The organism is Thermofilaceae archaeon (genome assembly GCA_038731975.1).
Classification (GTDB): Archaea; Thermoproteota; Thermoprotei; order Thermofilales; family Thermofilaceae; genus JANXEW01.
Window position 1 is genome coordinate 164,249 of the sequence record JAVYQJ010000002.1, and the last position, 24,095, is coordinate 188,343.

Consider the following 24,095-nt stretch of genomic DNA (forward strand, 5'->3'; position numbering starts at 1 on the left):
GCTGTCTAGTCTGTGAGATATCAAGCTGCGAGGCGTGCAAGGAGAGACTAGCCGTCGGATACTGCAAGATCTGTGGAAGCCTGGTGTGCGAAGAGTGCTCGATAGAACGAGGGGTGGAGAGATTCTGCCTACGATGCCATCAGGCAAGTCGTACCACGTAACGCGTCGAAAACCTCCCTGGCTTCCTAACGATTTTAATCCCCGAGTAGTCCGGCACCCACAACCTTAGGGTGAATGTTTCAAGATCGTACTTCCTAACTACGAGCTCCCTCCTCAATAGCCTTAGGAGGTGGTTAACAACCACCTTCAGTCTTTTGCCCCTCTTCTCGAGCTCCGGCAGCATCTCAGCGTAGATCGCGTCAACCCTCGCACTTACGTACACCCGCAGGGAGTAGGCCGCATTCACGATTATCAGCGCCACTACTATCAGCGCTAATGCCGTTACATCGAGCAGAAGGCTGGAAAGCCAGAACCTAGCCAAGTAAGTGGCGAGAGCTAGGAGCAGGAGGACGAAATTTAATCGAGTTAACTTCGTCGCCAAACGATCGAGCTTCTCAAGCCTCTTATACGCAGGAGAGGTTTGGGGTAATGATAGTATGGCGCGTATATCCTCCTTAATCTCCTCCCAATCGTATGGCAGTTTGAGGTTCAACTCAACAATAGCTCGCTCCACTCTCTCCAAGCTCGTATACCGACCGATTCTGAAGCCGTCTAGAGCCTCGATCAATCCCTTCAGTACCTTCACTTTATCCATCATAACCACCTGTCGAGACCACCCCCTTCTCTGGATACGAGATCCTTTAACCGTTTAAAGTCCGCCTCCAGCGCACCTCTTAGCCTAGGGTTGTACAGTGCAGCAGCGGGATGCAGAGTTGGTAGGCAGAGCATGTCGATGCCAGCAATGCGGAGCCGCCTCAGCGAGCCCCGCACCTTCATTATGGATGAGAACTCAATGCCTCCCAGCTTAAAGATCGTGCTCGCGCTATGCCTGCCTAGGCACACGAGTATGGAAGGTTTGATGATCTCGATCTGCATAATCAGATAGGGGGTACACGCATCGATCTCCTCATCCCTCGGATCCCTGTTTTCGGGTGGTCTGCACTTCACGACATTCGTAATGAAGACTTCTTCCCGCCTTAATCCCGCAAGCCCCAAAAGCTCGTTTAGCAAGTTACCAGCCGCTCCGACAAAGGGTCTACCCTGCACATCCTCGTTGTAGCCCGGAGCTTCGCCTACTAGCATCACTCTGGCGTTCGGATTCCCCTCGCCGGGAACAGCATTCCTCCTAGTAGCGTGTAACGGGCAGCGCGTGCACGCCCTGATCTCACGCGCCACCTTCTCGAGCTCGCTGGCTGCCTCGAGCATCACGCTGCACCCTCACCACTCCTTTACTACCCTCAACAACTATTTCAGCTTCCAGCCCGTTAATGATGCCTTTGAGGCTGAAGGGATCCGGGGTTGGCCTGTCCATCAGGGGAATGCCTCCTATCAGGCATCCTACAACGATTATTGGCTCACTTTCGGCATTCACGATACCGGCTGGCGCTAGACCCTTTCTCGCAAGACGAAGGAGGGTGTAGGACCCCACCGTGCTACCCTTCCCGTAAGGGAAAACCAGTACTGAGCCCGACACACACTCCCCGTACAGCTCATGCCCCCTCTCCACTATTCTCCCAGTCTCAGGATCAACACCTCCGTAAAACGATATGGGCTCAGTCGTAATGAGAATCCTCCCACGACCCCTGCCCTTCACGAGACCCCTCCCCACTAGCTCCACAAGCTCGTCCACAAAATAGGTGCGTGCGTAGCGGCTTAAAGGCAACTGCTAACCTGCGACGTACTCCAGCAGGGCTTCCCTAGGCATTAATGCGACCTTGTAGCCTTGGCTGGAAAGGTAGTAGGCGGCCTTCGCAGAATCGGTAGCACACCTGTGTACCCCCAATGCAGATAAATTCCCAACGACCATACATGTGTCGGAGTACACTCTAACCCCCATACTCCTCAACTTTTCGACGGCTGCCCTCGCTACTACAGCGCTCCATCTCGAGGTGAACACGAAGAGGGGCTTCCTCAGAGTCCTCCCCTTCAGCCTATTCGCCAAATCGAGCAACTCATCCGGCGACAGATGCGGGCATCCCAGCACAGCTGCATCGAAATCCTCACACCTCCAGCTCTCAAGGATCTCCGTGAGATCGCTCACTTCAGGCTCGATCCTCTCAAGACCCTCTGAGAGCGTAAACTCGGGGGAGACCCCCTCGATCAGCACCATTCCGATCGAACTCGAAGCCCCAACGGCGGATAGAAAGAGCCGTAAATTGCCTGGCTCTTTCAGTCCTGCCGGCGGATCATGCAAGGCTGGGACACCCCTTCCTACAACTTTTCCAACAAGGTAACCGAGCGCTGAGTAGCTCCGGCCCGCTTCGACGAAATCCCTGATTCTTCCTAGATCAAGTACCACACTGGGCTTCCTCGCTTCATCGGTGTGAAGGCCTACGTAGGGAGCTCTGCCTACTAGGGCCTCCAGCACCGAGAAAGGACCGCCCTCCCGATTCGACCTCGCGCCGAGCACGCTGTTGGCATACAGTACCGCGCTACTTTCCGCCCAAGCTAAATGATCGCCAAAACGGGGAGGGTAGATTAGGTACGGCGTGCAGCTTAAGGTGGCTTGTGCGCCCATCTTAGCTAGAGCCTTCAAAGCCCGCATTTGAAGCTCGTACTCCCTCACGCCGACCCTCATCTCGCCGTAACGCTCCATGTCGAAGCCCGCCGGGTTGATCGTGGTAGGCACGGCAAACCGCAATCCCTTCTCAGCTAGTTCCTCGAGATACTCAATACCCTCTACCCCCAAGTTCCTGTACGATATACCGGAGATATGGGCGCTAACTACCTTGATCAGCCTCGGCGCGCCCAGGACTTCAGCAACCTTAACGACGGCTTCTAAAGCCTCCGCTAGACCCTCTCCCTTTGCGCCCTTCAAAATCTCCTCCTCCTCTCTCGTAAGCCACACCATCGTTCACAACACCGCCTTGATCGCCTCTAGGGCTCAGCCCTTATGCTTACCGAAGTTTTAAACAGTTTCACCCCCACAGCACTTTACTTTCAGGCTTTTTACTGTCCGTAACTTTTAAAACTTATCCCTCGTCTTTCCAGCTAGGGAGCTTAATGAGCCGGAGGAGAACCAGTGCGAGTAAGCCTACACCGCAGGTAGAAGAGAGCAATTTAGAGGAAAGAAGCGTGGAAGAAGAGGAGTTCGCGCAACCTGATGCAGAGCCGTCGCTTCTCGAAGAATTCGATCTTGAGGATCTAGAGGGGGTTGGAAGAGTCACAGCCCAAAAATTGCGGCAGGCGGGCTACTACTCCGTTAAAGACATAGCTTTCGCGTCAGCTCATGAACTCGCGGCGTTTCTAGGTTCCGAGGAGAGAGCACTCAGCATAATCAGAGCCGCACAGCGAGCATTGAGCATGGGTAAGCTGTTCATCACGGCAAAGGAGTTCTACGAGGAGCGGAAGAGGATAGCTTACATATCGACCGGCGTTAGAGCTCTCGACGACTTACTAGAGGGTGGGATTGAAACGCGCGCAATTACCGAGCTTATCGGCGAGTTCGGCGCTGGTAAGACTCAGCTTTGCCACCAGTTGGCTGTGATGGTTCAGCTTCCGCGGGAGAGGGGTGGTCTCTCGGGTAGGGCTCTCTACATCGACACTGAGGGCACCTTCAGGCCCGAGAGGATCATCAGCATGGCCAGGTACAGGGGACTCGACCCGGAAAAAGCCTTGGAGAATATAATCTACGCTAGGGCGTTCAATAGCGATCACCAAATGCTTATCGTGGACGAGGCGAGGAGGATGATAGAGGAGCAAAACATCAAGTTAGTCGTTGTGGATAGCTTGATAGCACACTTTAGAGCGGAGTATCCCGGTAGAGAGAATCTAGCGGCAAGACAACAGAAGCTTAACAAGCACATAATGCAGCTGGCAAGGCTGGCTGCGATATACGACGTAGCAGTGGTTGTTACGAATCAGGTGCTGGCTGCGCCGGACGTTTTCTTCGGAAACCCGCTAAAACCGGCCGGAGGGAACGTAGTAGCCCACGGGTGCACATACCGCATTTGGCTCAGAAAGGGGAAGGAGGGGAAGAGGATCGCTCGAATAATCGATTCGCCGAAGCATGCTGAAAAAGAGACAGTGTTCACGATATCAGATGAGGGCGTAATCGACGTTTAAAGCAGGTTAATACCTATTGACTGCCGAGCTTCTCTAAACTGTAAACGAGCAGGGAGAAGCCGATATCCTCTAAGCTCTTAAGCAAGTCCCGATCGTGGAGGACATCGGCTTTCGCAAGCAGAATCTCCTCTTCGATTACAGTCTTCCCCTCCTGCTTAATTTTCCAGATCACCTTCGCTCTTTTATCCCTTCGGTACAGCTTCATTAGCGCACATATGCGGCGGCCCATCTTCTCCTCACTGCAGGAGAAGAGAAACTCACTAAACGATGTCTTCTCCCCAGCATCGTTGGAGTAGTACTCCACAACCTTATCCTTCGAGAGGGTCAAAATCTTGTAGCCGTCTCTCGAGAACAGCTCCTTCAGTTTTCGCACCACTAAATACCCGATCATGTCCTCGAACGCTTCGTCATCTCTCAACGTTGATATCGGGATATAGAACTCCTCCTTAACGATCTTATCACCGCTCCTCGCATTAAGGATATTTACCATAACCCTTTCGAGGGCTTTGTCTAACCGCTTAAAGCTGAGCTCATGTCGGCTCGCGCACTTCCTGCACAAGGTCCAGTCCGGGGGTAGGTGAACAACCCTCCCACACTTCGAGCACTTCTTCCAGAACCCATTTACGAAACGCCATTTCACGCCTACGTTACCCGCCCTGTCAATCGTGATGAGAGCGTAATTCCCCATGTTCCTGCCATCCCTACCTAGGCGATCCAGCCTCGCGACATTCACAAACAGTGTGCCTCCCCTCTTCACCTCCAGACCGCCCAAAGCGTGGCAGTGCCCGAAGATGTGAAGGACCGGCTTGTAGTAGGAGATCAAGTAGTTCACCTCTGGTAGCCCCGTGTATGACCCGTGCGCAGTGATTGCTTCAAGCTTTCTACCTCTATCCAGTATGCTGAAAGGTGGGTAGTGGGTTACCAAAACAATAGGTCTTTTCATGTTGCGCCGGATAGGCTCCAGGGACGACGCGTGACCAACGAGCGTCACACCGTTCAGCTCCACCGGTCCTATGCTCTCCAAATCCGCTACAAGAGGATCCTCGCGAAGGACTCCTGTCGGTGCGTTCACGTCCCAGTTACCTTTCACGTAGAAAACCGGCTTACCCAGCTTCGAGATCTCGGCCATTACTTGGTGAAATACATTAACATCTTGTGGATCTCCTACGTCCCCGGCGATGACCACCGCGTCTACCGCTTGAAGCTCTGCAGCATCAACACTGGCGATGAACTCCCTCACGGCGTTCAATTTCCCGTGCAAGTCCGATAGACATAGCAGCTGCGTACTCTCTTTCATCACATCATTACCTCGGCCCCTGATACTACGTAACCCCCTCAACAGAAGATCTATAAAAAGTTGCACGGTGAAAGCTTCCTCTAGAGTCAAGGCATCGGCTCCGTGCAAGACCCGGCTTAACGCGGGACTGCTACAACCGGTCAAACCATCGGTGAGCCAGTAAGTGGAGCCCCGGCCGGGCTTCGAACCCGGGTCCTCCGTGCGGGAGAAACCGCCCTCCGGCTTTCCCGGCTTTCGGTAAGCTCGGCTGCCCGACGACGCTTACGAGGCCGGCGCTCGTACCAGGCTGAGCTACCGGGGCTATGGAGAGGTTAAAGCCCCTCCCTTAATACCTTTACTCTCCCCTACGGATAGGCCCGCCGCAGTGTACGCGGGAATGGGACTGCGTCCACGATGTGGTCCAGTCCAGCAATCCACATGACTAATCTATCTATGCCCAATCCGAAGCCGGCATGGGGAACGGACCCGTACCTGCGCAGATCAAGGTACCATTCGTAATCCTCCGGTCGCAGCCCGAACTCTTCCATCTTCGCCAGGAGCTCCTCAAGCTTATCGATCCTTTCGCCCCCACCTATGATCTCACCGTAGCCCTCGGGAGCCAGCAAGTCGGCTGAAAGGGTCACCTCTGGCCGTTTAGGATCGCTCTTGTGGTAAAAGGCTTTCGCTTTGACTGGGAAGCGGTGTACGAAGACCGGTTTATCGAATTCCTCCACGATCGCTCGCTCCTCGTCAGCACCGAAATCATCCCCCCACTGCAGCTTGAACCCCTTTCCTCTAAGCAACTCTAATGCTTCGTCGTAGCTAATCTTGTAGAAGGGGGGTTCGCAAAGCTCCAGCTTTTTCACGTCTCTTCCCAGTAGCTTCAGCTCTTCTTGGTTCTGCTCCAGAACCCTCTCTACAGCGTGCCAAACTAGCTCCTCCTCTACGCGCATGATATCATCGAGACCAGCCCAAGCTTCCTCAGCTTCGCAGTGCCAGAACTCGGTCAGGTGCCTTCTCGTCCGCGACTTCTCAGCTCTGAAGGACGGCGCAATAGTGTATACTTTCTCGAGGCTGAAGATCAGGGCTTCCAGGTAGAACTGGGAGGATTGTGTCAGGTACACGGTACTATCATCAACATACTTCACAGGGAACAGCGTCGCACCGCCCTCCACAGCCGCTGTGATGAACATGGGGGCTTGAACCTCATAGTAACCGTGCGATCTGAAGTACTCATGAAGAGCCCCGAAGACCGTATGCCTGATCTTCAGTATGGCCTGCATCCTCCTGCTGCGTACCCAGAGGTGACGAACGTCCAGCAGGAATTCGCGAGAGTAGTCCTTCGATATCGGGAAGTTCCTGGAGTGCCCAATAATCTCGAGATGATTCCCAGCTATCTCTTTACCACCGGGCGCTCGCGGATCGCTCTTAACGAACCCTGACACTATGACGGAGGATTCCACGTCCGCTTCTCTGGCCAGCGAGGCCTTTTCACCACTAAAAACCACTTGGATGATTCCCGTGGAATCGCGCACCACTAAGAACACTTTCTCGCCGAGATCCCTGTGCCTGTATACCCACCCTCTAACCGTCACCTCCTCTCCATCACCAGACCGCAACGCATCAGCGATCCCAACTACACGCCGTTCAGCCAAAGCCTCCCACCATCGTTAAGTCGCTGACTACCTCCTTAAAAATCAGGCCCCCGGGTTAGCGTCAGGCTTTTCAGCCCACACCTGCGGGTGAACTCATGAACGGACGCGTTTCAATGCTGTTGTCAATTGTGCTACTCGTGGCCTTCTCCTACTTATCATCCCACTACCCTCAACACCTTGGAACTTTCCTGATAGCTTACTTCCTCGTAGCCTTAACAATAACCCTATTCATGGGCGGCCGTGCAGCATCAGCCATGATACGCGACCTCGAGTACATCAAGAAGGGTAAAGCACTCCTCTCCGTCGGAAAGGAGGAAGTTATCAAGCTTAAGAGTAAGGATAAAGTGTTGAATGATGAAATGAAAAAGCAAACTTCACTAGTAATCCCGCAGTTTGCAATATTTTTCATATTGTTTACTATTTTACTTATTCCAAATATAAGAGACTCTGTCATACTTTTCTTTAATAATTTATTGTCCTCTTACACTTCGGATAGTAACCTTATTAATTTCATATCTTTTTTAATATTTTATGGAATTTTTACATTAATTTTTCAAGTAAGCTCAATATATTCCAGGAAAGGGATGGATAGGCTAGGAGGAAGATTGGAAGTCCCCCTCTTCTACGTAATCACTGAACGTGGGTTGATATTGGAGGAAAGAATACCTTTGAAGGCTCCATTAAACATCCTAGATCTGAGAGTTGATACTAGGCGCCGCTTTGTAGAGTTTAGAGTGAAGTCTTCCTTGGGCGGGGTGAATAGATATAGGCTTTACTATGAAGAACCCCGAGTTCTTGAAACCTACTTGAGGCGCTTAACCGAACAGCGCAGCTAAGCCCTCAGCGACCTCTTCCTCCAACTCCTTCTTCTCCTCCTCCTTTCTACTCTCCTTTACCTCTGCCGATTCGGCCGCAGGAGTTGTTGCCGCCTGGCCAGCCGGCTGAGTAGGCTGAGCAACGATTGGTGCCGCTACGGCAAAGCTGGCGCTCTTTATTGCTTCATCGATGTTGACTCCGCGCAGAGCGGCTACAACAGCTTTCACTTTCACCTCGTCCACCTCAATGCCCGCAGCCTCTAAGATCCTTCTCAGGCCCTCCTCTGTGATTGGTTGTTTGGCGTAGTGGAGCAGCAAGCTCGCGTACACGTATTCCATTCTAAGCCCCCCGCGCGCCGGGGTAAATGGCTTATTAAACTTTATTCCTCTGGGCCGCCGTTGTTGCACGCTTTTCGTGCCAGTACTCCCTAGTTCTCAGGTACTCCGCCTCAGCTCTTACGACTTCCCGGATTAACTCCTCCTCGCTCATCCCGTGACTGAGGATTCTTGCCGCAACTGTGGGGCCTACGCCTCTCCCCGCCAAGCAGAGCAAAGCTTTCTTGCCGTAGCTCATCGTGAGGATCGCGCTCTTCTGAGCGTTTCTAACTATGTTTTCCTCCTCTCTGGTGAGCTTAACACCTCTCCTCCACTTTTTCAAAACCTGAATGGCATCAGACTCCCAGTGGTTGAATACAGCAACAACCTTTGACCCGCACTTCGGGCATCGGATTTCGTCCGGCGCGTCATCCACGGAAACCTCGCTGCTCCATTCTACACAGTGAAGGCATACGAGTAGTAGTCTTGTCTTCTCCAAGCGTTTCTTCACGTAATCGAGAGCCACGATCTGTTCGAGGCCTCTGACGAGAAGCCCAGCTTTAAAGGGCTTCTCGAACATGCTTCTAGCCATCGGTGAGAGTTCTTTAACCCTAGTAACGCGAACTTTCACCCTTCCCGACCTAAGATCGTCAGCTAGGCGTTCAAGGGTTTTTACATCAAAACGCGTGCTTAAGAGCTCCTTCACAGCTTCTTCTTCTACGACCGTTCCCGCGAGAAGCTCCGCCAGCTTCCTGGGAGGTACTTTCAACCTCGATCCCTTCCTCAGCACGCCTATACGCTGGCATACGTGGAGGAGCTTCCAGAGGTAGGCGCCCGACCCCCTTATGGCCTCCTTCACGTGCGGGAGGAGCCCCTCCTTCAAGTTGAGAAGAACCCCTGCCAGCTCCATGGGGTCTACGTCCCTCGAGAGCATAAGCGCTATCCTGTAGGCGTCAAAGATGAACTTCGAGGAGACCCCTCTGGCCTTCGCCAGGTAGAAGCTGAGAAGAAGCGCGAGCAGAGCGTTAGCTCGCGTCCCCAAGCACGCGTGAATGACGGCGATTCTCCCCCCGTACTCCAGAACGATCGTCTCATCAGTTGGGACCTCACCAGTCGATGCCTTTTGCTTCTCCAGGTAATCTCTGATCGCCCCCAGTAGATTCGCATCCACACCGTACTCTACAGCCAGCTTCTCGAGTGGCTCCGCCAGCAAGCGACGCCACAAAGCCCCTACCTCCCTCGCCACTTTGTAGGGGACGGGTAGATCCTCTCCTACCCAAGATGGGATGACGGCTTCAGAATCCTCCGAAGACTTAGCGAATAACCTCCCTTCGTCTAGCGCGACCTTCACCACCTCCCAAGCCCTACCCCCAAGTACGAATCGACTTCCCTCCGCTAAGTAGGATGCGGCGAAATCTCCATCTAGCACCCCAATCTTTCGCCGGCTTGCGATATCGATCACGTCGAGCGTCTCAACGTCAGGTATTGTTGAAGCTGACTCGTAGTAGTAACGGAGGGAGCGAGGCCCCCTGCGAAGTTTGTCTCCCTCTAGGCGCAACAGTTTTATGCTAGACAGAAAGTTCGCCAAGTTCCTGAGCTCGCTAAGAGTGAGATTCCGGTAAGGCAGAGCTCTGCTTATCAACCTATGAGCATCATATATGTCCACTTCCCCCCTTTCCAAAACCAGGCCAACCAGCTGATGCGCTAGCACGTCATACGCCAGCTCCTCGTACTCAATTTCTTCGAGATTTCCACGTTCAGCCCTCTTAGCAATGATGATTGCTTCTGAGAGCTCATCGACATCCGGTGCGATGATAGCCCCCCTCGCGACTCCACCAATAAAGTGCGAGCTCCTACCCACCCTCTGGACCAACCTGTTGACTTGGCGGGGTGACATGTACTGGATTACGTAATCAACGTGACCCACGTCGATCCCCAGCTCTAGGCTCGACGTCGCTATCAAGCACTTCAATTTGCCCGCCTTCAAAGCCCTTTCCGTCTCAATACGCTGCTCCCTGGATAGCGAGCCGTGGTGTACGGACACGGCATCTCCAAGGTACTGCTTCAATCTGGAGCCCAGCGCTTCAGCGGTGTTCCTCGTGTTTACAAACACTATGACGCTCCTGTGCCTATTAATCAGCTCCAGCAAGCGTTCCACTCTTTCTTCAACGTCTGAGTATGAGCCGGTGTAGACCACTTCAACTTCGTATCGTCTCCCCTCCTTCACTTCAACTAGCTCAAAGTACCTCCCACCCGTGAGAAAGTACCCAGCGGCTAGAGGGTTCTTCAGAGTGGCAGAGAGCCCGATGCGTTGAATGTTGTGAGCGCTCAGCTGCTCTAACCTTTCGAGCGCGATACTCAGTTGAAGCCCTCTTTTGCTCGGGATGAGCTCGTGCAGCTCATCGACTACCACCCAGCGCACGTGCTGTAGAGCCCCCCTCATCTTTTCGTTAACGAGGAGAAGCTGAAAAGTCTCTGGGGTTGTTATCAGGATGTGAGGGGGGTCTTCCGCTATCCTCCTTCTCGCGCTCTGCGGAGTATCTCCGTGCCTGACCTCAAGCCTCAACCCCACTTCAGCGGCTATCTCACTCATTCTGCTGAAAATGTCCCTATTCAGAGCTCTCAAAGGGGTTATGTAGAGCGCCGAGACGCAGCCCTCCTCACACCCCTCTCTTAGAAGAGAACTAAAAATGGGGAACAGGGAAGCCTCAGTCTTTCCGTAACCCGTTGGAGCGGAGATTATCGCGTTAACCCCTCTGTTTAGTACGTTAAACGCCTTAAGCTGCAGCTGGTTGAACGAGTGGTATTTGAACCTCCTTGCCACGGCTAAAAGACGGGGGTGCAGCAGCTCTTCAACATCCATCTCCAACTTCCTAGCTTGCCCTCCGGCATGCGGCAAAAATTTAACGCGGTGCAGCTTCTTCACTCGATGCCTCTAATCAGAAAGGAGAAGCAGCCTAAACCTCCACCAATCCCCCCAGAGGTGATCCTCGCCAGCAGACCTCTGAAAAACCCAGCAATAGTGTGGGAGAAGAACGAAAAAGGCGAGGTCGTTATTAGGATCCCGCTCGAGACATCGCAGTCAGGGTTGTTCAGCGGCTTCGTGAAGGAGCCCCGCGAAAAGAAGATACTGCTAGACCCCATCGGCTCCTACGTTTGGGAATTGATTGACGGTGAGAAAACCATCAACGAGATCGCAGAGCTTGTGGCTCAACGCTTCAAGTTCCACCGAAGAGAGGCGCAGATGTCCCTGCTCGCCTACATCCAGATGCTAGCGGAACGGGGACTTATTACGCTGCTTGCGCCTGCACCTGCTAGCCGCTAGGTCGGTGCAATGGACGAGTACGAGCAGCTCCTTAAGGATCTGGAAACACTCTTAAAAACCAAGCGCACGATACGGTGCGAAGACCTGTTAGCATGGGGTAGGGAGAGGAATGTAGGTCCGGTTACTCTCCTATCTCTAGTCGAAGACCTTGTGCAGAAAGGAATTGCTGAGCCTTCAGCTGAGCAGGAGCTGGTTGACGACTTCCTTGAACTCTCGCTACCGAAAAGGCTATCATTAAAGCAGGTGCAACCCCCTAGTTCTTACCAAGCCCCCCGCGCCGCGCAGCATCGACGTAAGAGGAGGGTGGGGAAAGCTGTAAAAAGAGACGAACTCTTAAGGTTCTTGTACGAGCAGGAAGGGGGGGCTGAAGAGACCGCCCAGGATAAGACTGAAGGACTACAAAGAGGGGGAGAGGAGGGATTAGAACCTCAAACGCCACTCGAGGAGCCTAGAGGAGAGCATGTAAGAGAGGAGGGGGTACCGGAGGAGAGAGAGTACGTACTAGCTCTACAGTACCTTTACAGATTCTGGAGCGTTGGTGAACTCAGGTTTGAGGCTGATTTGAAGAGCATGGGGGTACGGGACGCGGCTTCTCTCATCAGAAGATTACAGAGCGAGGGTTTAGTTGAGATTGCCGATCCTGGCGTGATCAACGCTAAGCGAGAGTTGATCGAGAAGAGATTGAAAGAGCTAAAACATAGTCTAACTCCGAGTCCTCTGGCCGACTTGTTCGGCTAAGCTGCTACAGGGACGTAGATTTTCACGCGCCTATTACCGCTCACGAGCTTCAGTAGCCCCTGCTCTTCTAGAGCTTTCAAAACCCTCTTAGCCTCGCTTATTCTTAAACCGTACTGGCTATGCAGCATGTAAGGCGTTATGTACGTCGCTCTGCTAATCTCCTTGAAAATGGCATCTAGTGAAGCTTGAGTCACCCTGCCTTCATTGCTGAGAGTGATCTTCGGCTTACCGCGCGAAGCCTCTTGCTGCTTGGAGCTCTTTTCCTGCTCTCTCCTAGCCCTCTTCTCCAGCTGAGAGATCGTGGGCCTTTTCTTGCCTCCCATACGACCCCCTCTCTCAAACTCGAGGGGATTCTTAAACTTCCCGCTGACCGCTTCTGCTACCTCGTCCCAGGTACGCTAGCAGGAATCCTGTTACTATGGCGATTACAGCCGGATCCTTCAGGGCATCGAGAATCTCCATTAGGTGAGCTGAAAACATTTCGGCCAGGTAGAAGACTTCCCCTGCCACTCCCACGCCCACGAACTCAACGTTTCCGTTGTTGAGCAGAACAACCGTGGGGAAAGCTGAGACGTTAAAGAGAGCCGCTAGCTCAGCGTTGCTATCAAGCGCCCATATCCAACTAGTTGCGTTCACTTCCGCAGAGTAGCTCCTAAGCGAGGCTTCATCATCGTACGTCGTTGGGGCCAGCATAACCACTTCAACGTTGAGCTCCTTTAGCTTCGGTATGAGGAGTGAACAGCCGGTGCACTTAGTGTAGAAGAAAACCAATACTTTAACACCTTCATTCAACTTTACCACTTTTCCGTTTATATCTATGACAAAGAGAGGCTTGGGAAGCTTCACCCTTGCGTGATCATACTCGACTTGCGTGTACTCACGCAGCTTTGCGCGTATCAAGCTGACATTTGCTACGAGCACCTGCTGTTCTTCAATCCGCTGTTCAGGGGGGATCGTACTGCAACCCACGGACAACCGCACGTTGTGCACCCCTCCCGCTTGAACCGTGACACTTGTGCTGTTGCTGCACCCATCAGCATGGGCTACTACTTGATACTCTCCGGGCGGTAACTGGAGCAAAAGGCTCTTCAGAGCGCTACTATTTACAATCCGCCCCTCCTTGTCGAGGATCTCTACCACTACCCCGTCAACTCCGAAAACCGTAATATTCAAAAGGCCATTAGAGGAGTTAAGAGTTTCTACCCCCCTTTCCTCTTCTGGCACAAGGACAATGGATATTCTCGCGTCTGCAGCTCCGATAACGAGGGAGGTAATGTTCCTTCTAAAGCCCTCTTTCCATACTTCAACCGTATATGTGCCAGGGGGCAATCTGAGAACCACTGAACCATTATTACCAACTTGAACCGTTAAGTTTCTCTCCTTTACACTTAGAAATGCATATGGTTCCGTAATTATCGTTACATTAACTTGCTTCTCGTCAACAGTGCCAGACCTAACCAGGCTCAGAACGCTACGACCGTAGAGAACTGCTGCCCAGGATGAACCCTCAGCTATTACGCGCGGCGTCCAAGGGATGGGGTAAGAGGCTACGCTGAACGTGAGCCCTTTGACCATGATGAACGATGGAGCAGCTACAGCGACCTCGCGATCGAGAAGGAGTAGAGCGTAACCCCTCTCACCCTTGGGAGGATCGCTCACTCGTACAACAGAGTTCGCGTGTACCCTGTAGAGAGAGACGGTCCCGGTGTTGGGGTCCCGGGCAAGCACATACCCCACGCCCTCGCTCACTCGCACATCGAGGGGTCTACCGGGGACACTGAAAGCGCTCTTCCGCCCGTTAGCTATGTCGTAGTATAGTCCTTGACCATCGGCGACGCGGACAGCTACCATCGCGCGTGTATCTGCATCAATTTTGCACTCGCCAAACCTTTGGATGAAAACGTAATCATAGGTTGACAAGTCGTAGAGGCTTACGAAGGTGTCATCGAGCTTGCAGATCTCGCACGTGGTGTCGATCCACGTGAGCAGCATAAGGTTGCCCACCATCTTTACGTCAAAAACGTAGACTAACCTACCATTCTTCAGATCACGTACAAGTGTGATAGCCTTTAGGTTAGTATCATAAACTAGTAATCTATCAAGCCTTACAAATCCTTTCTCAGTTCTATAATTATACTTTTGTATAAAAACAACCCATCTACCCCCTATAATAGCCCTGTAGGCACCTCCATCGAACGCTATCTCTCTCCCGATGATAGAATTAGTGAAAGGGTTTAAGTATATTATCGTACCGTTAGTAAAGGCAACGGCTAGCGCTGCGTCATCGAGGAATCCCATGCCTATCGGTTGTGCGTCGTAGTACAGTCTCACACTGCCCACAGGCTCGAAGTTGGGCATCGAAAAGGCTCTAATGGATCCGTTCGCGAAGGCTAGCACCAACGTTTTATCATTAAAGGCTGTCGCAACTATATCGGATTCTAGCTCAAAAGTTGATACCTTTGGTTGCGCGAAGGATAAAAGTAAGAGCGCCATCGTAAAAGCTATGGTTGCTAGTACCACCAGTCTCTTCATACCGTTTCGCTCTCCTTGAAGAGTAGCTTAAAGGGTATCCCGTTGAGCGTTTGAACCAGAAGGCTTAGCCCTCCCCCTGCTGTTTTTGCTTCCCTAGCTAAGCGAGAGATCGCTTCTCTCACCCTAGTCAGGGCGGTTAAGGTATCTCTGAGAGCCATGAGTGTTTCTTCAACCACTACGAGCTCATCTACCGCCCTGGCGCTGACAACGACCTTTATCCCCATGAAGTCCACCTCGTTTATCGCTTTAATTTGCTCACCGACGAGCTTGCTCAGCATCTCTTCCAGCATCCTAACTCTCTCCGCTCTACCCTTCAGCACTGCGTACCTCTTTTCAAGGACATCTACCTTAGCTTTAAGTTGACTTATCTGCGTGTCTAAGTACTCTAGGAAGTCCTCGACGCTCGTGAACGTCAGCAAGTCATACGACATGCTGCTCAAGTTGCGATTCAGCAAGTGCTAAATATACGTAGCGGTTCGCTTCACGCACCGAACCGCCTACTCCTCTTCTGGTACGTCCTTAAAGCCCGGAGGAAGTCAATCTTTCTGAACTCAGGCCAGTAAACGTCTAGGAAGACCAACTCCGAGTAGGCGATTTGCCAAATAAGGAAGTTGCTAATCCTCAGTTCCCCGCTCGTGCGTATAACCAGGTCCGGGTACGGGTTCGGCAAGTGAGACGTTTGCAGGTACCTTTCGAAGGTTTTTTCGTCTATCTCCTCGATCTTCAGGACACCCTTTGAAACATCTTCAGCGATCCTTCTCGCGGCTTCAACGATTTCCGCCCGCCCTCCGTAAGCCAGCGCCACGTTGAGAAACCTATCATCGAAGCTCTCCGTCCTTCTTTCGAGCTCTCTCACGCCCGCTGCGATATCCGGTGGGAGGAGCTCTAGGAAGCCGAGAGCTTTCACCCGAACCCTCCTTTTTACAAGCTCACTTACCTCAAGCTCCCTTTTAAGGTACTCCCTCAGGATTCCGAGCAAAGTGTTTATCTCTGTAGGATCGCGCCTCATCAAGTTCTCGGTTGATAAGGCGTACAGCGTCACAGTTTTCACGCCCAAGTCGTAGCACCAGTTGAGGAACTCTCTTACGCGCTCAGCACCTTCTCTGTACCCCTCTTCGCACGAAACCCCCCTCTCTCTAGCCCACCTTCTGTTGCCATCTAGGATCACAGCCACATGTGAGGGTATCTTTCCCGCGCTCAACACCTCCTCCTCTAGTAGCTTCTCGTAGAGCTTATATACGCCGAGCGTTGCAGCCGTTTTTCTAACCAGTCGAGCGATTCTGCGCATCTGGACCCCCGGCAACTTTTTCCCGCGACCCAATCCTACCCAGTGTGAGAGGTAGGGGGCTTGGTGTTATAATAATGTCTGCATCGCTGTGCTTCGGAGCGATCTACATCGCATCCTTCCTGAAGTGGCTTCAAACGATATCTGTGACATTTAAGGGAGAAGCGTGGAGCTGGTGGGTAATCGCCTTTCCCATTCTCGCGATCGTGGTTTTTGCCGTCTTCTTCTTCTCCTGGATAGGGTGGGTAATCGCCTCAGCTAGCGAGGCTAAAAAGGCTGAACTGTTAAAGCCGCTCAACGACGTTTCTCGGCTATCGAACGGGCAAACTGCAAGAGGAGATCGTAGTCCTCTCTGACATGCCGTGCGGGCAGGACAAGCCCACGCGGCTCGTAATCAAGTACGAATAGCCCGTCATAGCCTCTCTCGATAAGCCCCTTGATGATTGTAAACACATTGAGGCTTGCTGCGCTCGTAACACGAGTTGCCCTTCCGTCCCGAGCGAAGCAGACAAGCTTCACAGCGGCTAGTCGCCCAAAGTTGGCTAGAGAGAGCTTGAGCATTTCGCCTGTAGTTAGGCTTGGAGTTGGGGACAACGAGTACTTAAAAACACCTCCGAGAAACTCTGATACCAGCTCCGATAACTGTGGTAAAACCTCCTTTGAAGGTTCTAGAACCACTTTTTTGGCATATGTTACAGCCGAGTGGAAGACCCGGTTTAATGCATTAACAGTACTCTCGAAGTTTCCTTCATTAACGGGTACCACTACGTATTCCGCGCCTACCTCGTCTGCGAGTATCAAAGCTTTTTCGAAACTCTCGTCACCAATAATGCCCAAACCTTCAGCGATCTTCACTGCTGCTACACGTACCCCCGCGTCAGAAAGAGGTTCTGTAACGTCGATGATACCGAGGTTTACGAGATACTCGCTACTGAGCACTAGCTCTAAGGGAATGTCTGAGAGGTACCTCAGCTTCTCCCCACACGCGGATGACTCATCGAACACCACGCTATAGCAGATCACGTGTTTGTAGCCAAAGAGGGGCCTATATCCTTTCGCGCGGTCTCGCTCTAGCACGACACTCTTATAGTGAGCCTGACAGAGGCTTAAACTCGTGGCTTCCAGCGATAGCAGTGACGCGCTCAATATCGAGGATATATACACGGTGCTTGGAAACCCCGTCAGGAGGAGAATCGTAGAGATCATTGCGGAGAAAGGGGCTGTATCGTTCACCGAGTTGAAACGCAGCTTAAATCTCAGCGTTGGTACGCTTTACTACAACCTGGATGGACTGAAGGACTTTATCACGAAGGATGAGAATAGGAAGTACGTTCTGACCGCGAAGGGAGTTACGCTCTACAAGGTCATGAAGGAAGGGGACGAAGCCATCAAGAGGGCACTAGAAGAGCAAAGAAGCGCTTTTAAAATTCTCGACAACTACTTACTCCGCTACCTCGTACCCCAGCAGCTGTTTATCCCGTTGTACAAAAACAATACTCTTAGTTTAATCGTCGCTATGGCTTGCATGATTCTAGGACTACTAACTTCTCTATTCACGCGACTCCCTCTTAAAATTTTGGAAGTTGAACAAGTTCCAATAAGTTCTTTTAACGAAGTAAGTTCTTTTATATTTAAACGAGAATATTTAATTTTCCTTAATTATGCAATAAGCATCTTAATACTTTTAATCGTAGTGCAGCTCACCACAAAGGTCTTCACTCGTAATAGGCCACCCCTTCTAGGGCTCCTAGCTGGTCTGCTAGTTGCACAGCTCCCCCTCTACGGCTATATGTTGGTTCAATGGATCATAACGGGATGGAGCTACCCCAACGTTCCGACCCAGACGATAGTCGCATTAGCCGTCACATTCAGACTCTTCCAGGTGGTCAGCTTATGCTTGCTCACCGCCGCAATATCAGTCTTCTACAGGTTCAGTAGGGAACGCAGCTTCCTCATCGCCTCTCTACTGCTGTACATCAGCTTCTTCGCCAAACACCTGCTTCCAGCATGAGCTTCGAAGGGATTTCGCCCTACGCCTTCAGGCTGGCCTCCCTCACGCTGGAGCTCATCGAGAGGAGAAGGACTTCCCTGGAGGTGGCGTTTCAGGAAGCTCTCAACAGCGTTGGCAGAAGCGATCCCCACGCATTGAAGCTTGCTAGGAGAGCGCTGTTAAGCTTCGCTAAAGCAGACCTTTTGCTCGAGGCTAGCGGGCTTGGGAACATACCATTGAGGCGGAAATGCGCTTACAGAGTCGCATTCGCCCTGCTGGAGGAGGGCGTTGATGTGGGGCAATTAGAAGCTGGCCTATTAAGCGGCCGGTTGCGCGCTCTGCTAACGCGGAGAGCGCTCGAAGAAGTGGAGCATCTAGTCTCCGGCCTCCCTCCCACGCAACGCCTAGCCGTAGAGAACTCCTTCCCACCCTGGATTATCGATGAGATCTCAAAGCACCTCGGGTTGAGGGAAGCTGAGAAGCTCGTGAAGGCCTGCAGTAGGAGGACAATCTGGATCAGGATCAACGAGTTGAAGATAAGCCGCGCGAAAGCTCTCAATGCTCTCCGCAGATACGCTGATTTGCGTGAGGACAAAGAGTTTCCCGAGGTTTTGGAGCTCGTCGGGGTGGAAGATCCCCCGCCCGACGTGTTGAAGATGGCTGAGAGGGGCCTCATCGTGATCCAGGATAAGGGCAGCGTCGCCGTGGCACACGCTCTGGGCGATTCGAGGAATCTCCTCGTGATGGATGCAGCTGCTGCACCGGGGTTGAAAACCTCTCTATTGCAGCAGCTTTCCAATAACGAAGCTGAAATCGTGGCGGTAGACGTCTCGCGACGCAGGCTGGGCGAGATGAGGAAGCTGCTATCGAGGTTGGGCGTACGCAATGTACGATTGCTGCTTGCGGATTCTAGGATCGCCAAATTTACCAGGAAGTTCGATAAAATCCTTCTGGACGCACCCTGCACGAACACAGGCGCTATAGCTAGCGACCCTGCGCTCCGCCTTATACTTTGGAAACCTGCTGGCATCGATAAGTTCCCTCTTCTTCAGAAAAGCCTTCTTACCAATACACTCGAACACCTCAAGGATGGAGGGGATCTGGTCTACTCGACCTGCTCTCTGCTCAGTAGTGAGGGTGAATCCGTCATCGAAACTCTCCCGCTTGATTGGTTGAGCTCTGAGGGGGTGTGGGGTTTGCCGGGCTATCAAAACTTTGCGTGTGGTAGTAGGGTTCGTAGATTATTTCCGCATATCCACAGAACCACGGCTTTCTTCGTAGCTAAAATTAGACCTCATAGTTAGCATAGAGAAATAAGGTAAGAAGAAAGTAAACAAGAAAAAGAAGTTGTTAAATTACTGGCCTGAACTTTATGCCGTATTCTATGATTCCACTCGACGACTGCTCCCTGAACTTCCTGAATACACCCTCGACCTCCATTCCAACCCTTACTTCGTCTGGCCTCACGTCGGTGAGTTGCGCTAGGATTCTCGCCCCGTTCTCCAGCTCGACGATAGCGATCACGTAGGGCTCCCGCCCTTCAAAACCCCTAGGTGGGTGCCTTATCACGGTGAAGGTAACCACCTTCCCTCGCCTGGGCAATTCAATAGGTTCTAGCCCTTCATAGCCACAGAAGGGGCACACTAACCTGTGCGGGTAAGTGACGTTACCGCAGGAGGGGCACCGACCCCCTATCAGCCGGTACTTCCTAACCCTCTCCCTCCAAACCCTCGGTACGCTCTCAGCCCAAACCATTCTACCTCACCCTTTTCAGCACGTTTACAGCTACTGTGCCAGCCACGCCCCCGAAGTTCTGAGCCATGCCTATTTCAGCCTCGCTAACCTGGTTGGGTCCCGCTTTACCCCTCAGCTGGAGTACGACGTCGAGGATCTGGTAGACGCCGGTTGCTCCCACGGGGTGCCCCCTCGCCTTCAACCCGCCCAACGTGTTTGTGGGAATCTTACCGCCCGGCTCCAACTCCCCTTCAACAACTAGGCGGCTACCCTCACCCTTTGGCGCGAAGCCCGTAACCTCGAGTGAGAGAACCCCCAGTATGGTGAAGGCGTCGTGCACCTCGAGCACGTCGATGTCGTTAACTTCCACTCGTGACATCCTCATAGCGGCTTCGACAGCTCTGCGGAAGGCAGCAGCGTCAAGCGGGTCCTTCCGCTCGTGCACGCTCAACACGTCGGTAGCCACGGAGCTCCCGGTCACCTCAACGATTTCGTCGCGAGGGTTCCTCTTGAGGAAGCCCTCGCTGCACAGTATGAGGGCGGCCGCCCCATCACCGACCGGGGCGCACTCGAGCAACCTTATCGGGTCGGCGATGAGCGGCGAACTCATCACCTCCTCGAGGCTGACTGCGCGCCTGAACTGGGCGTAGGGGTTTGCCACAGCCATCTTATGGCAGTGCACGGCGAACGACGCTACGTTCTCCTGCTTGACACCGTACTTCTCGAGGTACAAGCGGTACAGGAGGGCGTTCAACCCTACGAACGATGCCCCAGTGAATACAACGTACTCCTGGTCCTCAGCTGTAGCTAGCGCAGCCGTGACATCGCTCGGCAGCGCATCCGTCATTTTCTCGACGCCTACCACTGCTACGCAGTCGTACAGACCGGAGGCGACAGCCAGGTAGGCCTGGTGGAAGGCCACTCCACCGCTAGCGCAGGCAGCCTCGACCTTGCACGCTGCTACGCCGGGGATGCCCGCCCACGTCGCAACCAACGCACCCAGGTGCTCCTGACCCTGCAGCTGCCCCGACATCATGTTGCCAACGTAGAGCGCCTCGATCTCCCTCTTGCTGATACCAGCATCCTTAACCGCCGCTAGCAAAGCCTCAACAGCGAGCTCCCTGAGCGATTTGTCCCAGTGCTCCCCGATCTTCGTCGCACCGGCCCCTATAACGTAGACCCTCCCAGCCATCCTTAAGCCACCCTCAAGAGGCCTTTCTGTTTCGCGTACTGGGCGTAATCTACGTAAACCTTCTTTGATAGGAGCCGTTCTAAGGAACTCTTCTTCCTCCCTACATTCTCGGTTGTAACGAGGCATATCGCATCCGAGCCGGCTCCGGAGCCGAAGGAAACCACCAGTATCCTCTGCCCCGGCCTTGCGTGATCCAAAACCCTAACGAGGCCGATCAAAGAGGCTGCGGCGTAGGTGTTCCCTATCTCACCGCAGACAAGCCCGAGCTTTACTTGCTCCTCTTTGAATCCGAGCATCTGTGCTGCTCTAAGCGGAAACCTCACGTTCGGCTGGTGGAACACCACGTGATCGAAGTCGGAGGGCTTAAGACCGGCCTCCTCCATCAGACCCTTTGCTGCTCCAACAATGTGGTGGAAGTACGCTGGAGCTCCCGTGAACCTGAAAGTATGCCTCGGGAACCTCTCCCCCTCGCGCCTCCAGAAGTCGGGAGTGTCAGTTACGTAGGAGTACACGTACTCTATGAGGGCGACGGCCGACTCGACCTCTCTGGATAGGAGGAGCGCGGCCGCGCCGGCACCGGCAGTGTAATCCAACTCATCCCCCGGTCTCGCCTGAGCGTTATCGGTCCCGATGGCAAGACCGTGCTTTATCGCCCCACCGGCGATGAGCCCTGCGACTAGAATCGCGGCAGTCGTCCCAGCTTTGCAGGCGAACTCCATGTCTATCGCGACTACGCGCGGCGTCAAACCCAGAGCTTCAGCGATCACAGTCGCCGAGGGTTTGACAGCGTAGGGTGGAGATTCCGAGCCAACGAGGAGCGCGCCAACCTCCTCACGCTTGACGTTCGCCATCTCCAAGGCCTCCCTGGCTGCTTCGCAAGCCATCGTAAGAGAATCCTCATCAAGCCCCGGCACGCTCTTCTCTCTTACAGGTTCTTCCTCGCCACTCCAGATGCGCGAGATCTCCGAACCTTTAACCCTGTAAAGAGGGACGTAGGCTCCGTACCCCAGCACTCCGACGCTAGTCGTAAGCTTCATCGCCTATCGCTTGGGGTGCTGCGCAACAACTATTTGAGGGATGCGCGTTGGTCGGAGTTACCGGTATGGAGGAACTGAAGCCCCTCTCGTTCAGGCTAAGGTATTACCCGGCGGTACTGGTGTCTCTCGTGGCCCTTATCGCAGTGGGGGCAAGCTTACCTTACCCTGAACCATTGCTACAGGAAGTCTACACGCGGTATCTTGAGCGCGTGAAAGAGCTCAGGAACCTACTAATTAACGCAACGACGCGCGAGAAGGTAGTGTACCAGTTCTTCTTCGACAGCGTGAGTAGCGTCCTCGCTTCCGCTACACCGGTAATAGGCCCCTTCTTCACGGCTTACACCTTAACCTCCGTAGGCGTGGGCGTCCGAGCGATCGCTGTTGCGGAATCAAGAGCGCCGTTTTACCTGCTGCTCACCACGCTTCTCGACCCCTCCGTCTGGATCCTCCTCCTAGCTTACACCGTAGCCGTAGTTGAGAGCGCCTATCTCACGCAGGTTATCATGCGGAGGAATCGACTCTGGTTTGAGCTAACCTTCGCTATGCTAGCTTTAGCGGCAACCTTAGCCCTGCTCTCGGCTACGCTGACCGTGGTGCTAGCCGCCCTGTAGGCGCCAGCCTCGACCGTTAGAACCTACAAAGAGGGTCTTTAAATAAAGTAAGTTTTCCTCCCTTCCACGGGGGCCCGAATGCTCGAGGAGTACGGGATAAAGACACTGGATGACGTAGAGGTGGCGGGTAAGTGGACATTCGTCAGAGTGGATATAAACTCACCGATAGATCCCGCGTCGAAGAAGATACTTGACGATAGCAGAATCCGTGAGCACGCGGAGCACACAATCAAGGAGCTGGTTACGAGAAGAGCGAAAGTCGTCGTAATCGCTCACCAGGGACGCAAGGGTGACCCCGATTTCACCAGCCTCAAGGAGCACGCTGAAGTTATGGCGAAAATCCTCGGCGTTAGGGTCCACTTCGTGGACGACATTTTCGGCGAAAAAGCGCGCCGTGCGATCGAAGCCCTCAGAGAGGGCGAAGTGCTAGTCTTAGAGAACGTCAGGATGTGGGACGGTGAGACTAAGAGCGCGAAAGCCGAGGATCACGCGAAATCGGAACTCGTGCGCAATCTTGCACCGTACGTGGACATCTTCGTCGTTGACGCATTCGCAGCCGCGCATAGGGCTCACGCCTCCCTCGTCGGCTTCATGCCCGTCGCAAAGCACGTAGTAGCTGGCAGGGTAATGGAGAGAGAGCTGCGAGCCTTAGCTAAGGTGAGAGCGAAGCCGGAAAGGCCTTGCGTATACATCCTCGGGGGCGCCAAGGCCGAGGATGCAGCCGACATTTCTGAGGCGGTACTCAGCCAGGGTATTGCGGACTACGTGCTCACGGGAGGTCTTGTAGCAAACCTGTTCCTAGCGGCCAAGGGCTACAACTTAGGTGCTCCCAACGTTAAGGTTTTAGAAGATAAGGGTTTCATGCCGCTTCTACCCCGCTTCAAAGAGGTCCTTAACAAGTTTGGTGAGAAAATTGTACTGCCCGTTGATTTAGCGATCGACGTTAACGGTAGGAGGGAGGAGATCAGCCTCGAGAAACTACCTACGAACTTCTTGATAAAGGATGTTGGATCCGAAACGCTGAAGATTTACGAAAGGGTGATAAAGGAGGCCAGAAGCATTGTGATGAACGGCCCGCTCGGCGTTTTCGAGGTAGATGAATTCGCTACGGGAACGCGTAGGGTGTTCGAAGCCATAGCTGCCTCGAAAGCTTTTAGCGTCATCGGCGGAGGGCACACCATAGCTGCCGCCGCTAAGCTGGGCTTCACGGACAAAGTGTCTCACGTCAGTACCGGCGGCGGAGCTCTAATGGAGTTCCTGAGCAAGGGTACGCTGCCCGTAGTAGAGGAGCTCAAGAGGTTCAGCAAGTAAAGTGGACGGATCCCTGTAGTATAGGAACATTTATTTCCCCTTCATCCTCGTATCC

24 protein-coding genes and 1 tRNA gene are annotated in these 24,095 nt (G+C 53.2%); 8 read left to right on the forward strand and 17 right to left on the reverse strand.

Annotated elements, in window-relative coordinates; all coding sequences use genetic code 11:
• Window positions 1–139 precede the first annotated feature (139 nt).
• The 4 genes from QXF46_02345 to QXF46_02360 are packed head-to-tail and all read right to left on the reverse strand — an operon-like array spanning window position 140 to window position 3,010.
• Window positions 140–754, reverse strand: a complete 615-nt coding sequence (locus tag QXF46_02345; protein MEM0225697.1) for a hypothetical protein — start codon at window positions 752–754, stop codon at window positions 140–142.
• The gene (gene udg / locus QXF46_02350) at window positions 754–1,365 is read right to left on the reverse strand and encodes a type-4 uracil-DNA glycosylase (protein MEM0225698.1); all 612 of its coding nucleotides are present in this window, start codon (window positions 1,363–1,365) and stop codon (window positions 754–756) included. The genes QXF46_02345 and udg overlap by 1 nt, the downstream gene beginning before the upstream one ends.
• Window positions 1,325–1,789, reverse strand: a complete 465-nt coding sequence (locus QXF46_02355; GenBank protein MEM0225699.1) for a DUF126 domain-containing protein — start codon at window positions 1,787–1,789, stop codon at window positions 1,325–1,327. The genes udg and QXF46_02355 overlap by 41 nt, the downstream gene beginning before the upstream one ends.
• A gap of 36 nt (window positions 1,790–1,825) precedes the next feature.
• Window positions 1,826–3,010 (reverse strand): aconitase X catalytic domain-containing protein, encoded by a 1,185-nt coding sequence (locus QXF46_02360; protein ID MEM0225700.1) that lies wholly within the window; start codon window positions 3,008–3,010, stop codon window positions 1,826–1,828.
• Between the two features lie 152 nt (window positions 3,011–3,162).
• Between QXF46_02360 and radA the strand changes: the two genes are divergently transcribed.
• Window positions 3,163–4,224: a DNA repair and recombination protein RadA gene (gene radA / locus QXF46_02365; protein MEM0225701.1), complete on the forward strand. Its 1,062-nt coding sequence runs from the start codon at window positions 3,163–3,165 to the stop codon at window positions 4,222–4,224.
• Between the two features lie 13 nt (window positions 4,225–4,237).
• Here the strand turns inward: radA and QXF46_02370 are convergent, their stop codons facing one another.
• From QXF46_02370 to asnS, 3 genes are all read right to left on the reverse strand, one after another.
• A complete protein-coding gene (locus QXF46_02370) occupies window positions 4,238–5,521 on the reverse strand; it encodes a metallophosphoesterase family protein (protein ID MEM0225702.1) in 1,284 nt (427 codons plus the stop codon).
• 164 nt (window positions 5,522–5,685) lie between these two features.
• Window positions 5,686–5,822 (reverse strand) — tRNA-Thr (locus QXF46_02375).
• Between the two features lie 43 nt (window positions 5,823–5,865).
• Window positions 5,866–7,155: an asparagine--tRNA ligase gene (gene asnS, locus QXF46_02380; GenBank protein ID MEM0225703.1), complete on the reverse strand. Its 1,290-nt coding sequence runs from the start codon at window positions 7,153–7,155 to the stop codon at window positions 5,866–5,868.
• A 95-nt stretch (window positions 7,156–7,250) separates the two neighbouring features.
• Here asnS and QXF46_02385 point away from each other — a divergent pair, with 95 nt between their 5' ends.
• Window positions 7,251–7,991, forward strand: coding sequence for a DUF2208 family protein (locus tag QXF46_02385; protein ID MEM0225704.1), 741 nt, complete (start codon window positions 7,251–7,253; stop codon window positions 7,989–7,991).
• Here the strand turns inward: QXF46_02385 and rpl12p are convergent.
• Together rpl12p and QXF46_02395 are read right to left on the reverse strand one after the other, a co-directional pair.
• On the reverse strand, window positions 7,971–8,309 hold the full coding sequence (rpl12p, locus tag QXF46_02390) for a 50S ribosomal protein P1 (protein MEM0225705.1): 339 nt from the start codon (window positions 8,307–8,309) through the stop codon (window positions 7,971–7,973). The two genes, QXF46_02385 and rpl12p, sit on opposite strands and share 21 nt — an antisense overlap.
• A gap of 34 nt (window positions 8,310–8,343) precedes the next feature.
• On the reverse strand, window positions 8,344–11,148 hold the full coding sequence (locus tag QXF46_02395; GenBank protein MEM0225706.1) for a DEAD/DEAH box helicase: 2,805 nt from the start codon (window positions 11,146–11,148) through the stop codon (window positions 8,344–8,346).
• A gap of 66 nt (window positions 11,149–11,214) precedes the next feature.
• Between QXF46_02395 and QXF46_02400 the strand changes: the two genes are divergently transcribed.
• Both QXF46_02400 and QXF46_02405 read left to right on the forward strand, forming a co-directional pair.
• Window positions 11,215–11,610 carry a PqqD family protein gene (locus QXF46_02400; protein ID MEM0225707.1) on the forward strand — a complete coding sequence of 132 codons (396 nt, stop codon included), beginning with the start codon at window positions 11,215–11,217 and terminating at the stop codon, window positions 11,608–11,610.
• Between the two features lie 9 nt (window positions 11,611–11,619).
• Window positions 11,620–12,348, forward strand: a complete 729-nt coding sequence (locus QXF46_02405) for a hypothetical protein (protein ID MEM0225708.1) — start codon at window positions 11,620–11,622, stop codon at window positions 12,346–12,348.
• Here QXF46_02405 and QXF46_02410 read toward each other — a convergent pair.
• The 5 genes from QXF46_02410 to QXF46_02430 all read right to left on the reverse strand — a co-directional run bounded on the left by QXF46_02410 (window position 12,345) and on the right by QXF46_02430 (window position 17,188).
• Window positions 12,345–12,671 (reverse strand): hypothetical protein, encoded by a 327-nt coding sequence (locus QXF46_02410; protein ID MEM0225709.1) that lies wholly within the window; start codon window positions 12,669–12,671, stop codon window positions 12,345–12,347. The genes QXF46_02405 and QXF46_02410 overlap by 4 nt on opposite strands.
• A gap of 31 nt (window positions 12,672–12,702) precedes the next feature.
• Entirely contained in the window at window positions 12,703–14,880 is a 2,178-nt protein-coding gene (locus tag QXF46_02415) for a hypothetical protein (GenBank protein ID MEM0225710.1), read from the reverse strand.
• A complete protein-coding gene (locus QXF46_02420) occupies window positions 14,877–15,311 on the reverse strand; it encodes a hypothetical protein (protein ID MEM0225711.1) in 435 nt (144 codons plus the stop codon). Before QXF46_02420 ends, QXF46_02415 begins: the two co-directional genes overlap by 4 nt.
• Before the next feature lie 50 nt (window positions 15,312–15,361).
• Window positions 15,362–16,168: a polyprenyl diphosphate synthase gene (gene uppS / locus QXF46_02425; GenBank protein MEM0225712.1), complete on the reverse strand. Its 807-nt coding sequence runs from the start codon at window positions 16,166–16,168 to the stop codon at window positions 15,362–15,364.
• Window positions 16,169–16,459: 291 nt separating this feature from the next.
• Window positions 16,460–17,188, reverse strand: coding sequence for a hypothetical protein (locus QXF46_02430; protein MEM0225713.1), 729 nt, complete (start codon window positions 17,186–17,188; stop codon window positions 16,460–16,462).
• A 91-nt stretch (window positions 17,189–17,279) separates the two neighbouring features.
• Here QXF46_02430 and QXF46_02435 point away from each other — a divergent pair, with 91 nt between their 5' ends.
• A complete protein-coding gene (locus QXF46_02435) occupies window positions 17,280–18,176 on the forward strand; it encodes a helix-turn-helix domain-containing protein (GenBank protein ID MEM0225714.1) in 897 nt (298 codons plus the stop codon).
• A complete protein-coding gene (locus tag QXF46_02440; protein ID MEM0225715.1) occupies window positions 18,173–19,459 on the forward strand; it encodes an RsmB/NOP family class I SAM-dependent RNA methyltransferase in 1,287 nt (428 codons plus the stop codon). The genes QXF46_02435 and QXF46_02440 overlap by 4 nt, the downstream gene beginning before the upstream one ends.
• 46 nt (window positions 19,460–19,505) lie before the next feature.
• Here QXF46_02440 and QXF46_02445 read toward each other — a convergent pair whose 3' ends face one another.
• From QXF46_02445 to QXF46_02455, 3 genes are read right to left on the reverse strand one after another with little or no spacing between them, the layout of a single operon-like run.
• On the reverse strand, window positions 19,506–19,910 hold the full coding sequence (locus QXF46_02445; protein MEM0225716.1) for a Zn-ribbon domain-containing OB-fold protein: 405 nt from the start codon (window positions 19,908–19,910) through the stop codon (window positions 19,506–19,508).
• A 1-nt stretch (window position 19,911) separates the two neighbouring features.
• Window positions 19,912–21,081: a thiolase domain-containing protein gene (locus tag QXF46_02450; GenBank protein ID MEM0225717.1), complete on the reverse strand. Its 1,170-nt coding sequence runs from the start codon at window positions 21,079–21,081 to the stop codon at window positions 19,912–19,914.
• Between the two features lie 2 nt (window positions 21,082–21,083).
• Window positions 21,084–22,118: a hydroxymethylglutaryl-CoA synthase gene (locus QXF46_02455; protein ID MEM0225718.1), complete on the reverse strand. Its 1,035-nt coding sequence runs from the start codon at window positions 22,116–22,118 to the stop codon at window positions 21,084–21,086.
• A gap of 65 nt (window positions 22,119–22,183) precedes the next feature.
• Between QXF46_02455 and QXF46_02460 the strand changes: the two genes are divergently transcribed.
• Window positions 22,184–22,729 (forward strand): hypothetical protein, encoded by a 546-nt coding sequence (locus tag QXF46_02460; protein MEM0225719.1) that lies wholly within the window; start codon window positions 22,184–22,186, stop codon window positions 22,727–22,729.
• A gap of 78 nt (window positions 22,730–22,807) precedes the next feature.
• Window positions 22,808–24,040 (forward strand): phosphoglycerate kinase, encoded by a 1,233-nt coding sequence (gene pgk, locus QXF46_02465; GenBank protein MEM0225720.1) that lies wholly within the window; start codon window positions 22,808–22,810, stop codon window positions 24,038–24,040.
• Window positions 24,041–24,095: the final 55 nt, after the last annotated feature.

What these genes read in the sequence shown, in the direction of transcription:
- QXF46_02445 (MEM0225716.1), bottom strand. Translation starts at nt 19,910, where the DNA reads ATGGTTTGGGCTGAGAGCGTACCGAGGGTTTGGAGGGAGAGGGTTAGG.
- QXF46_02400 (MEM0225707.1), top strand. Translation starts at nt 11,215, where the DNA reads ATGCCTCTAATCAGAAAGGAGAAGCAGCCTAAACCTCCACCAATCCCC.
- QXF46_02420 (MEM0225711.1), bottom strand. Translation starts at nt 15,311, where the DNA reads ATGTCGTATGACTTGCTGACGTTCACGAGCGTCGAGGACTTCCTAGAG.
- udg (MEM0225698.1), bottom strand. Translation starts at nt 1,365, where the DNA reads ATGCTCGAGGCAGCCAGCGAGCTCGAGAAGGTGGCGCGTGAGATCAGG.
- QXF46_02395 (MEM0225706.1), bottom strand. Translation starts at nt 11,148, where the DNA reads ATGGATGTTGAAGAGCTGCTGCACCCCCGTCTTTTAGCCGTGGCAAGG.
- QXF46_02410 (MEM0225709.1), bottom strand. Translation starts at nt 12,671, where the DNA reads ATGGGAGGCAAGAAAAGGCCCACGATCTCTCAGCTGGAGAAGAGGGCT.
- QXF46_02415 (MEM0225710.1), bottom strand. Translation starts at nt 14,880, where the DNA reads ATGAAGAGACTGGTGGTACTAGCAACCATAGCTTTTACGATGGCGCTC.
- QXF46_02385 (MEM0225704.1), top strand. Translation starts at nt 7,251, where the DNA reads ATGAACGGACGCGTTTCAATGCTGTTGTCAATTGTGCTACTCGTGGCC.
- rpl12p (MEM0225705.1), bottom strand. Translation starts at nt 8,309, where the DNA reads ATGGAATACGTGTACGCGAGCTTGCTGCTCCACTACGCCAAACAACCA.
- pgk (MEM0225720.1), top strand. Translation starts at nt 22,808, where the DNA reads ATGCTCGAGGAGTACGGGATAAAGACACTGGATGACGTAGAGGTGGCG.
- QXF46_02360 (MEM0225700.1), bottom strand. Translation starts at nt 3,010, where the DNA reads ATGGTGTGGCTTACGAGAGAGGAGGAGGAGATTTTGAAGGGCGCAAAG.
- QXF46_02460 (MEM0225719.1), top strand. Translation starts at nt 22,184, where the DNA reads ATGGAGGAACTGAAGCCCCTCTCGTTCAGGCTAAGGTATTACCCGGCG.
- QXF46_02455 (MEM0225718.1), bottom strand. Translation starts at nt 22,118, where the DNA reads ATGAAGCTTACGACTAGCGTCGGAGTGCTGGGGTACGGAGCCTACGTC.
- uppS (MEM0225712.1), bottom strand. Translation starts at nt 16,168, where the DNA reads ATGCGCAGAATCGCTCGACTGGTTAGAAAAACGGCTGCAACGCTCGGC.
- QXF46_02405 (MEM0225708.1), top strand. Translation starts at nt 11,620, where the DNA reads ATGGACGAGTACGAGCAGCTCCTTAAGGATCTGGAAACACTCTTAAAA.
- QXF46_02370 (MEM0225702.1), bottom strand. Translation starts at nt 5,521, where the DNA reads ATGAAAGAGAGTACGCAGCTGCTATGTCTATCGGACTTGCACGGGAAA.
- QXF46_02450 (MEM0225717.1), bottom strand. Translation starts at nt 21,081, where the DNA reads ATGGCTGGGAGGGTCTACGTTATAGGGGCCGGTGCGACGAAGATCGGG.
- radA (MEM0225701.1), top strand. Translation starts at nt 3,163, where the DNA reads ATGAGCCGGAGGAGAACCAGTGCGAGTAAGCCTACACCGCAGGTAGAA.
- QXF46_02345 (MEM0225697.1), bottom strand. Translation starts at nt 754, where the DNA reads ATGGATAAAGTGAAGGTACTGAAGGGATTGATCGAGGCTCTAGACGGC.
- QXF46_02440 (MEM0225715.1), top strand. Translation starts at nt 18,173, where the DNA reads ATGAGCTTCGAAGGGATTTCGCCCTACGCCTTCAGGCTGGCCTCCCTC.